General features: G+C 44.4%; 8 protein-coding genes. 6 read left to right on the forward strand and 2 right to left on the reverse strand.

The window, feature by feature from the left end:
* Nucleotides 1-14 precede the first annotated feature (14 nt).
* Entirely contained in the window at nucleotides 15-989 is a 975-nt protein-coding gene (locus tag ACU01J_RS06410; RefSeq protein ID WP_481084912.1) for a GGGtGRT protein, read from the forward strand.
* Here ACU01J_RS06410 and ACU01J_RS06415 read toward each other — a convergent pair.
* A complete protein-coding gene (locus tag ACU01J_RS06415) occupies nucleotides 986-1,567 on the reverse strand; it encodes a hypothetical protein (RefSeq protein WP_481084913.1) in 582 nt (193 codons plus the stop codon). The genes ACU01J_RS06410 and ACU01J_RS06415 overlap by 4 nt on opposite strands.
* A gap of 54 nt (nucleotides 1,568-1,621) precedes the next feature.
* Between ACU01J_RS06415 and ACU01J_RS06420 the strand changes: the two genes are divergently transcribed.
* From ACU01J_RS06420 to secF, 4 genes are all read left to right on the forward strand, one after another.
* Nucleotides 1,622-2,293: an SH3 domain-containing protein gene (locus ACU01J_RS06420; RefSeq protein ID WP_481084914.1), complete on the forward strand. Its 672-nt coding sequence runs from the start codon at nucleotides 1,622-1,624 to the stop codon at nucleotides 2,291-2,293.
* A gap of 98 nt (nucleotides 2,294-2,391) precedes the next feature.
* The gene (locus ACU01J_RS06425; protein ID WP_481084915.1) at nucleotides 2,392-2,859 is read left to right on the forward strand and encodes a hypothetical protein; all 468 of its coding nucleotides are present in this window, start codon (nucleotides 2,392-2,394) and stop codon (nucleotides 2,857-2,859) included.
* A 91-nt stretch (nucleotides 2,860-2,950) separates the two neighbouring features.
* Nucleotides 2,951-4,798 carry a protein translocase subunit SecD gene (secD, locus tag ACU01J_RS06430; protein WP_481084916.1) on the forward strand — a complete coding sequence of 616 codons (1,848 nt, stop codon included), beginning with the start codon at nucleotides 2,951-2,953 and terminating at the stop codon, nucleotides 4,796-4,798.
* Between the two features lie 2 nt (nucleotides 4,799-4,800).
* Entirely contained in the window at nucleotides 4,801-5,703 is a 903-nt protein-coding gene (secF, locus tag ACU01J_RS06435; protein ID WP_481084917.1) for a protein translocase subunit SecF, read from the forward strand.
* Nucleotides 5,704-5,785: 82 nt separating this feature from the next.
* Here the strand turns inward: secF and ACU01J_RS06440 are convergent, their stop codons facing one another.
* On the reverse strand, nucleotides 5,786-6,517 hold the full coding sequence (locus tag ACU01J_RS06440; RefSeq protein ID WP_481084918.1) for a dienelactone hydrolase family protein: 732 nt from the start codon (nucleotides 6,515-6,517) through the stop codon (nucleotides 5,786-5,788).
* Nucleotides 6,518-6,727: 210 nt separating this feature from the next.
* Here ACU01J_RS06440 and ACU01J_RS06445 point away from each other — a divergent pair, with 210 nt between their 5' ends.
* The gene (locus ACU01J_RS06445; RefSeq protein WP_481084253.1) at nucleotides 6,728-8,059 is read left to right on the forward strand and encodes an IS4 family transposase; all 1,332 of its coding nucleotides are present in this window, start codon (nucleotides 6,728-6,730) and stop codon (nucleotides 8,057-8,059) included.
* Nucleotides 8,060-8,069: the final 10 nt, after the last annotated feature.

Raw genomic sequence — 8,069 nt, forward strand, 5'->3', positions numbered from 1 at the left:
CAGAGGTCACTGCTATGAATACTCAAACTACTCAACTATTAAACCAAATGAACCTTGCTACAGTTGAACAAGCTCATGATTATTGCCTAAGTTTTGGTATTGATCCGAAAAAAATGGTGCTTGAAACGCAGCCGATCGCTTTTGACAACGCTTGCGATGCTTATACTGTAGGCACAGCTTTAGCTCTGTTTAAACAAGCTGAAACCGCAGAAAAAGCCGCACACTATATTGGCGAGGGACTACAAGCATTCACCAAGCCTGGTAGTGTGGCAGAGCAGCGACAAGTCGGCTTAGGCCACGGTTCCCTTGCTGCTCGACTTCTCAATGAGAATACTCACTGCTTTGCTTTCCTAGCGGGCCATGAATCATTCGCAGCTGCAGAAGGCGCAATCAAGATAGCTTTGAACGCCAATAAATCGCGTCAAACTCCGCTGCAAGTGATTTTGAACGGCTTAGGGAAAGACGCCGCCTATCTGATCTCGCGCATTAATGGGTTCACTTATGTGCGTACCGAGTTTGATTATCAGAGCAATGAGCTGATTGAAGTCGAGCGACGTCGATTCTCACAAGGCGAGCGTGGTGAGATTCTCTGTTACGGTGCAGATGACGTGAGAGAAGGTGTCGCGATCATGCACCGTGAATTGGTCGATGTCAGCATTACCGGCAACTCGACTAACCCAACACGCTTCCAGCACCCTGTGGCAGGCATCTACAAATCAGAGTGCCATAGCCAAGGAAAAGCATACTTCTCTGTGGCTTCTGGCGGTGGTACAGGGCGAACTCTTCACCCTGATAACGTCGCAGCAGGTCCCGCGAGCTACGGTATGACAGATACTATGGGCAGAATGCATGCCGATGCTCAGTTTGCTGGTAGTTCATCTGTTCCCGCTCACGTGGCTATGATGGGCTTCATTGGTATGGGTAATAACCCTATGGTTGGCGCATCAGTCGCATTGGCGGTTGCAGTGGATCAGCAGCTTCATCATTAATTCTGATTTGGATTGTCTTGAAGAGGCTTTGGACGACTGCTTTCCAAAGCCTCCACTTCTTTCCGATACCGAGCTTTCAAAGTATCTAATTTTCTTAACAGTATGCTTATATCGCGAATTAACGACTGGTTAAGCTGTGCATAATCAAAGCTGGTTATCATATTAACCATATTGCCGTTGCTCTGGCAGTGGCGACTAATGGAGAGCCATTTATCTTGCTGACGTGATGCTTCTGCGTTGAGTGGGGCGATAGCACTACGTTCATTATTAATAAGATTAATGATGGTCGTTGAGGCTCTAATTTGAGCGTTCATATGTTCAAGATAGTTAGCGTTGTTTGTTGACCATAAACTGTGAATTTCATCGGCACTAAATTCCTGAAATAGAAATGGCTGATCTTGGTAAAGCTTAAGAAACTGATTATACCGTGAGGCGTGAAGGTTGTAAGCTTCATCCAGTTCTTGCTGGGCTTTGAGGCTGGCATTCCAACTTTTCTCATTACATTGGGACGCGTTCACCTGAAAAGGTAAAGTGATCAGCATCGCTGCCGCTATAGTAGTTAAGTAATGCCATATCATGAGTATGGTGCCGTAGTTTTTATTCGATAAGTATAGGAAAAATTCAGAACGGATATGAAAAAGCTAATGATGCTTGTCTTGCTGCTTTTAGGCATTGGCTGTGCCGCTGGTGGTTACTACATTTTCTACTACAAACCACAACAAGATGCGCTGGCGGCGCTAGAAGCTGAGAGCAACAATGAGCCTGTCACGCCACTTGAAATTGTGGAAGAGGGAGAGCAAGAGCAAGCGAAGCCACCAGTGACTGACTACTACGTGAGTCCACCAAAGCTTGGTGTTCGTGAAATGCCTGACTTTGACGCGTTTGTTGAAAGTGTTGTATACCGTGGCGATAAATTACACATTCTGGAAAAACGCGATGGTTGGGGACGTATTTCTCCCTATTACGTTTATGAGGACGGAGGACCAGAAGTAGCAGAGTGGGTACCGATGGAAGCATTACTTGAAGTCGCGCCGACGATCACTAAAAAAGAGCGCTTAGAAACAGTGAGTAAGTTCATCGAAAACTCAGATGACTTTAAGCAGCACTTTGAGGTGCTTATTAAGACCACTGATAAGCTGTTAAAAGATGGTACGTGTGTTCCAGAAGATTTTGAAGAAACTCAAGGCTGGGTGCGTTCAGTGACCTTTGATGAGCAAGAGGCTTATTTCGTTTATTGTGGCGGCTTGAAGCAGGCAAATAAGATTTACCTTAACGTTCAAACAGGCAAAATCTTTTACCGTTAAATCCTACTAAAACTAAAAATTAGCTTTTAGAACATTTTAGTTGTCTGCTTGACGGCTTAGGTCTAACATCGACATGTTCTATATTATTTGGCTAATCAATGCTTCAGCGAATTGTTTCATATTTCTGGCTAGTTTTACTTGCGATGGTTCTACCAACGCAGGCTTTTGCCTATTTGTTACAAGCTGAAAATGAAGCCTCTTCTAGGCTCAGCCACCGTTCTCTCGGTACGACATCTTCTTCAGATCAAGACTTTCGAGCACTGTTTGATGAAGTACGACAAGAACCCCAATCAGAGCCAGTAACTCAATCAGATATTGCGCAAGATTGGTTAGCGATTATCAATGCGAGCCGTTGGTCAAATGTTACTCGTGTTTTTGATGATACTGAGCCAACATCAAATCTTGAAACGGTAGGTTTTGAACCTGCTGATATTCCTCTCTATCGGTTGTATAAACTTCCGGTTGTCACCTCAACTCAACGTATTTCGAATCAAAATGCTATCTACCGAGTTTCCGGTTGGAAAGAATCGAACACGCTGTACGTCGCCTTAAACGGTCACTTCTAATCATTTTTTAACTTAGTTAAGCGAAGAGTTAACTCTTTATTATTTTAATGCTACGTACGGTTTACTGTGCCTGGCAAAGTTAAGAAGTATTATGAAAAAACAACCTGTTAAGCAGGCGAAGTCTGTACGCCTGATGAACCACTACTCGGCGTGGAAGTATGTTGTGCTGATCGCTACGATCATTATGTTGACATTAAGTGCGATACCAACATGGTATGGTGAAAAGCCGTCAATTCAAGTGACAATGTCACCACAAGCAAGTAACTCAATTCTTGGTAATGTTAGTGAACTGAATCGCTATCTTGATCAGCGCGATATTGACGTACTCAAAATTGACCAAATTGGCCAAAAAACAACGCTAGTGTTTGATAACGAGACAGCTCAAACACAAGCGCGTAAAGAGCTAGATAAGCTGCTGGGCAAAGAGGATAGCATCACCTTCTCTTATGTTTCTGTTGCACCTGAGTGGTTAAGTGAACTTGGCTTCTCACCAATTAAGCTTGGTCTTGACCTTCGTGGTGGTGTTCAATTCCTACTTAACGTAGATATTGATAAAGCGTTTGAAGATCAGCGCAATAGCTTAGTTGATGAAGTTCGTGACTTTATGCGTCAAGAGCGTATTCGTGGTGTGCAAATTACCGCAGTCGGTTCTGAAGGCTTTGACATTAAGAGTAACTCTGAGCAAGCGATGGGCGCGGTTGGTGACTTCTTAAAGCAAAACTACCCCACATGGGATGTTAAGCGCCACTCAGACTACATTGCGGTTAAACCAACGTTAGAAAGCAAATCTGAATTCCAATCGGTCACTATCAAGCAAAACCTTAAGATCATGCGTGATCGTATTGAAGAGTTAGGCATTACCGAAGCGCTAGTTCAACGCCAAGGTGAGCACAGCATTCGCATTGAGCTGCCGGGTGTACAAGACCCATCACTGGCGAAGAACGTGATTGGCGCGACTGCAACGCTTGCTTTCCATGAAGCTCGCTCTCCATCTGAAGAGAAAGCGTATGGCGACATTATCCTGAAAGACAACGATAGCCGAGAGGTAACCTTAGCGAAACGCGCTGTTCTTACAGGTGAGCACATCATTAATGCGCGTGCAGGTATCGATAAAATGGGCTTCTCTGAAGTAAACATTTCGCTCGATCATGCGGGTGGCAAGATCATGAGTGATTTCTCAGGCTCTCATATTGGTAAGCCAATGGCCACTGTGTACCGCGAGTATACAACCAACGCGAAAGGTGAGACTGAACGTAGTGAAAAAGTCATCAGTGTCGCGACGATACAATCGCAGCTAGGTAGCCAGTTCCGTATTACGGGGGCAGGCTCTATGGAAGACGCGCAAAACTTGGCACTACTGTTAAGAGCGGGTTCTTTAACTGCTCCAGTTACGATCGTTGAAGAGCGTACAATTGGTGCTTCATTGGGTGCTGAAAACATCCAAAACGGTTTTGCAGCTTTGGCGCTTGGTTTAGCGATGACACTGACCTTCATGGCATTGTGGTACCGCCGACTAGGTTGGGTGGCAAACGTTGCTCTAATGGTTAACATGGTCAGCTTGTTAGGTCTTATCGCGTTACTGCCGGGGGCTGTACTTACTCTTCCTGGTATTGCAGGCTTGGTTTTGACTGTCGGTATGGCGGTCGATACCAACGTACTTATATTCGAACGTATTAAAGATAAATTGGCAGAGGGACGTACCTTTGCTCAGTCTATCGATCTAGGGTTTGACAGTGCTCTGAGCACTATTCTAGATGCCAATATCACCACCATGATTACTGCTGTCGTGCTGTTCTCGATCGGTAATGGTCCAATTCAAGGCTTTGCTTTGACTCTTGGTCTTGGTCTATTGACCAGTATGTTCAGCGGCGTATTCGCTTCACGCGCAATCATTAACTTAGTTTGGGGACGCGACGCTCGTCGTGACGTAAGGGTTTAATCATGGTCGAATTCTTTAAACAACGTATCCGTCGTATTCGTTATATTACCAGCTGTGTTTCCATTGCTTTAATGGTTATGTCACTGATTGCACTGGCGGCGAATGGTCTGAATATGGGCCTAGATTTCACTGGCGGTATGGTAACGGAAGTCAAAGTGGACAACAACGTCACTCACCAGCAGCTAGTGAACACACTGCAGTCAGAACTGGGTGAGTTCATCAATGTTACCCATTCAGACCAAGATGGTCGCTGGGTGATTCGTTACCCAGTTCCAGCACCAGGTGAAGAGGTTGCCGATCTTACGCAAACATTAGCGCCGATTTCTCATCAAGTTGAAGTCATCAGTAACAGCATGGTTGGCTCTCAAGTGGGTCAAGACTTAGTAGACCAAGGTGGTTTGGCGCTGCTTATCTCTATGATGAGCATTCTAGGTTACCTATGTTTCCGTTTTGAATGGCGTTTAGCGAGTGGTTCTTTACTCGCATTGGTTCATGATGTCGTGTTAGTGCTTGGTTTCTTCGCGGCAACACAAATGGAATTCAACTTAACTGTATTTGCTGCGATATTAGCGATTCTTGGTTACTCACTGAATGACTCGATCATCATTGCCGACCGTATCCGTGAGTTACTAATAGCTAAGCAGACAACACCGACTGAGGAAATCAATGACCAAGCTGTGTTAGCGACGTTCTCACGTACTATGGTGACGTCGGGCACTACGTTAATGACGGTATCAGCATTGTGGATTATGGGTGGTAGTGCACTACAAGGTTTCGCGATTGCAATGTTCATCGGTATTTTATCGGGCACTTGGTCTTCCATCTCGATTGGTACGGTATTACCTGAATGGCTGAAGCTTAAACCTATGCATTACTTACCGGTTGAAGTGGATGATGCGCCATAAATTGAAAGTGAGTTAAAACAAACGCCTGGTGAGTCAACATCGGGCGTTATTGTTTTGAGTTCTTGTATTTGGTCTGTACTGTCTATTTGGTTTGAATCGCTAAAAAGTTAGTGAAGCTAGACCAAGACTTGGTATCTGCATCTTCTCGATATCGCGGGCTGCCAAAGACAGTAAAAGCATGAGGTGCACCACTGTAGGTGATCATCTCATGTTTGACATTTGATTGTTCTAACTCTTCCGCTAAGGCAGCAAATTGAGACATCGGAATTGCTGTGTCTGCAGTCCCATGAAGTACCAAAATAGGCGCTTTTGTCATGGCATAAGATTGACCTTCAGGGGTAGCTAAACCTCCGTGAAAGGTAACGAAGCCTTTTGCATTCATACCAGCTCGTGCTGACTCTAATACCGCTGCTCCGCCGAAACAGTAACCCATCACCACAGTGTTATCAGAGTTACCGCCTAACGACGCTGCGTAGTCTAGACTTCCTTGCATAAGTGCGCGTAGTTTTTCTCGGTCTTTGTACAACTCACCAGTGTGTTGTTTTTTATCCTTTACCTCAGTGGGTCTGATGTCTTTACCAAATAGATCCGCTGCAAATACGTTGTATCCAAGTTCATTGAGCATCGCAGTTCTTTTTTTCTCGTAGTCTGTTAGTCCATCCCAATCGTGTATCAATAGCACCAATGGGCCACTATCACTCACTTTCGCCCAGTACCCCTCGTAATCACTACCATTTACATTGTAAATTTTATCTTCACCTGCCAGAGTAAAAAAACTCAAGATAGCAGACATCCCAACCAGTACCATTTTCATAGAACACCTCCGTTTGTGGTAGAAGTGTAGTACGTAAACGAGAATAGTATGCGATCAATATAGGGTCATTGATGAACTATCGAAATGACAGCAATAAAAAAGCCTCCCGAGGGAGTAATGCCGATCAGTTAAGAAAAATTTTTGAGATCATTTGACCGATCCTCAAAAGGCTTCAAAATCCGATATTAGGAAACTAATATCGGATTTTTCATGTCTTTAGAAAGCCAACTTGCGAATACTTTTCGCTCATGCAATACCTTCCATCACTTTGACAAATACTCTGAGATCCTTAGTCCAGAGCTTATCCAGCAAGGTTTTGAAAAAGCTGGTGTAGCAACAGTGAGAAGAAGACGCTTACCCTTGGAAGCAGTACTTTGGTCCGTTGTAGGAATGAGTCTTTTTCGGCAACAATCTGTTTGGGATATCGCTAACCAACTTGATATTGTCCTACCAGACAAACAGCGCTTTGTTGCGCCAAGTGCTGTTGTCCAAGCGAGGCAGAGATTAGGCGAAGAAGGTGTTAAACAAGTCTTTAAGACGATGGCGGCTCAGAGTTATCAATCTTCTAAGTTTGAAACTTGGTGTGGACTCAATCTTCTATCTGTCGATGGTGTCGTTTGGAGAACGGCAGATACACCTGAAAATCATCAAGAGTTTAAAGCACAGCGTAATCAGTCATCTGAAAATATTTACCCTAAGATACGCATGGTTTGCTTGATGGAGCTTACAAGTCATCAGCTCATCGATAGTGCATTCTCTGACTATCGAACCAACGAAATGCGGCTTGCAGAAGAACTCATAGAACAAACGCCAGACCATTCTCTGACTATTTTTGACAAAGGATATTACTCTCTGGGACTGCTTAACCGATGGAACAAAGTCGGCCAAGAGAGGCATTGGATGCTCCCTGTGAGAAAAGACTTCCAGTATGAAGTCGTTCATAGGTACAGCAAGAGTGATGCAATCGTTGCGATTAAAACAACACCTCAGGCAAGAAAGAAGTTTAGTGAACTTCCTGATGTAGTTGAAGCAAGGTTAGTCTCAAAAATCATTAAAGGTAAGGAGTATCAGGTGCTTACATCAATGCGTGATGGGTTACGTTTTCCTGGCGAAGAAATCGTAGAGCTCTATCGTTATCGCTGGGAAATCGAATTAGGCTATCGGGAAATGAAGCAGACCTTACTTGACAGTGAGTATACATTGCGAAGCAAGCGTCCAGATATGGTTAAGCAGGAGCTCTGGGGTATTTTACTCGCCTATAACCTTATCAGGCAGGTTATGACAAAAGCGGCAAGTAGGTTAGATAGCGTCTGGCCAAATCAACTGAGCTTTACGAGTAGCGCTATGGCTGTGACGCAATACTTTGCAGCGTTGCCTTTAACAAGCCCAGGAAAGCTCCCTAAACACTATGAGGTATTACTAGAGCATGTATCCATGTTTATCTTACCGCCTCGAAGAGAAGATAGAAGTTATCCTCGATGGGTGAAGTTGAAACCCAAGAAGTACGCAACAAATAGAAAAAATGCCAGTCAGCTTAACTGACTGGCATTAC

It is taken from the genome of Vibrio sp. 2433-A1 (assembly GCF_056726085.1).

Coding starts and splice junctions, on each gene's coding strand:
- ACU01J_RS06440 (WP_481084918.1), bottom strand. CDS start 6,517: ATGAAAATGGTACTGGTTGGGATGTCTGCTATCTTGAGTTTTTTTACT.
- ACU01J_RS06425 (WP_481084915.1), top strand. CDS start 2,392: ATGCTTCAGCGAATTGTTTCATATTTCTGGCTAGTTTTACTTGCGATG.
- ACU01J_RS06415 (WP_481084913.1), bottom strand. CDS start 1,567: ATGATATGGCATTACTTAACTACTATAGCGGCAGCGATGCTGATCACT.
- ACU01J_RS06445 (WP_481084253.1), top strand. CDS start 6,728: ATGTCTTTAGAAAGCCAACTTGCGAATACTTTTCGCTCATGCAATACC.
- secF (WP_481084917.1), top strand. CDS start 4,801: ATGGTCGAATTCTTTAAACAACGTATCCGTCGTATTCGTTATATTACC.
- secD (WP_481084916.1), top strand. CDS start 2,951: ATGAAAAAACAACCTGTTAAGCAGGCGAAGTCTGTACGCCTGATGAAC.
- ACU01J_RS06420 (WP_481084914.1), top strand. CDS start 1,622: ATGAAAAAGCTAATGATGCTTGTCTTGCTGCTTTTAGGCATTGGCTGT.
- ACU01J_RS06410 (WP_481084912.1), top strand. CDS start 15: ATGAATACTCAAACTACTCAACTATTAAACCAAATGAACCTTGCTACA.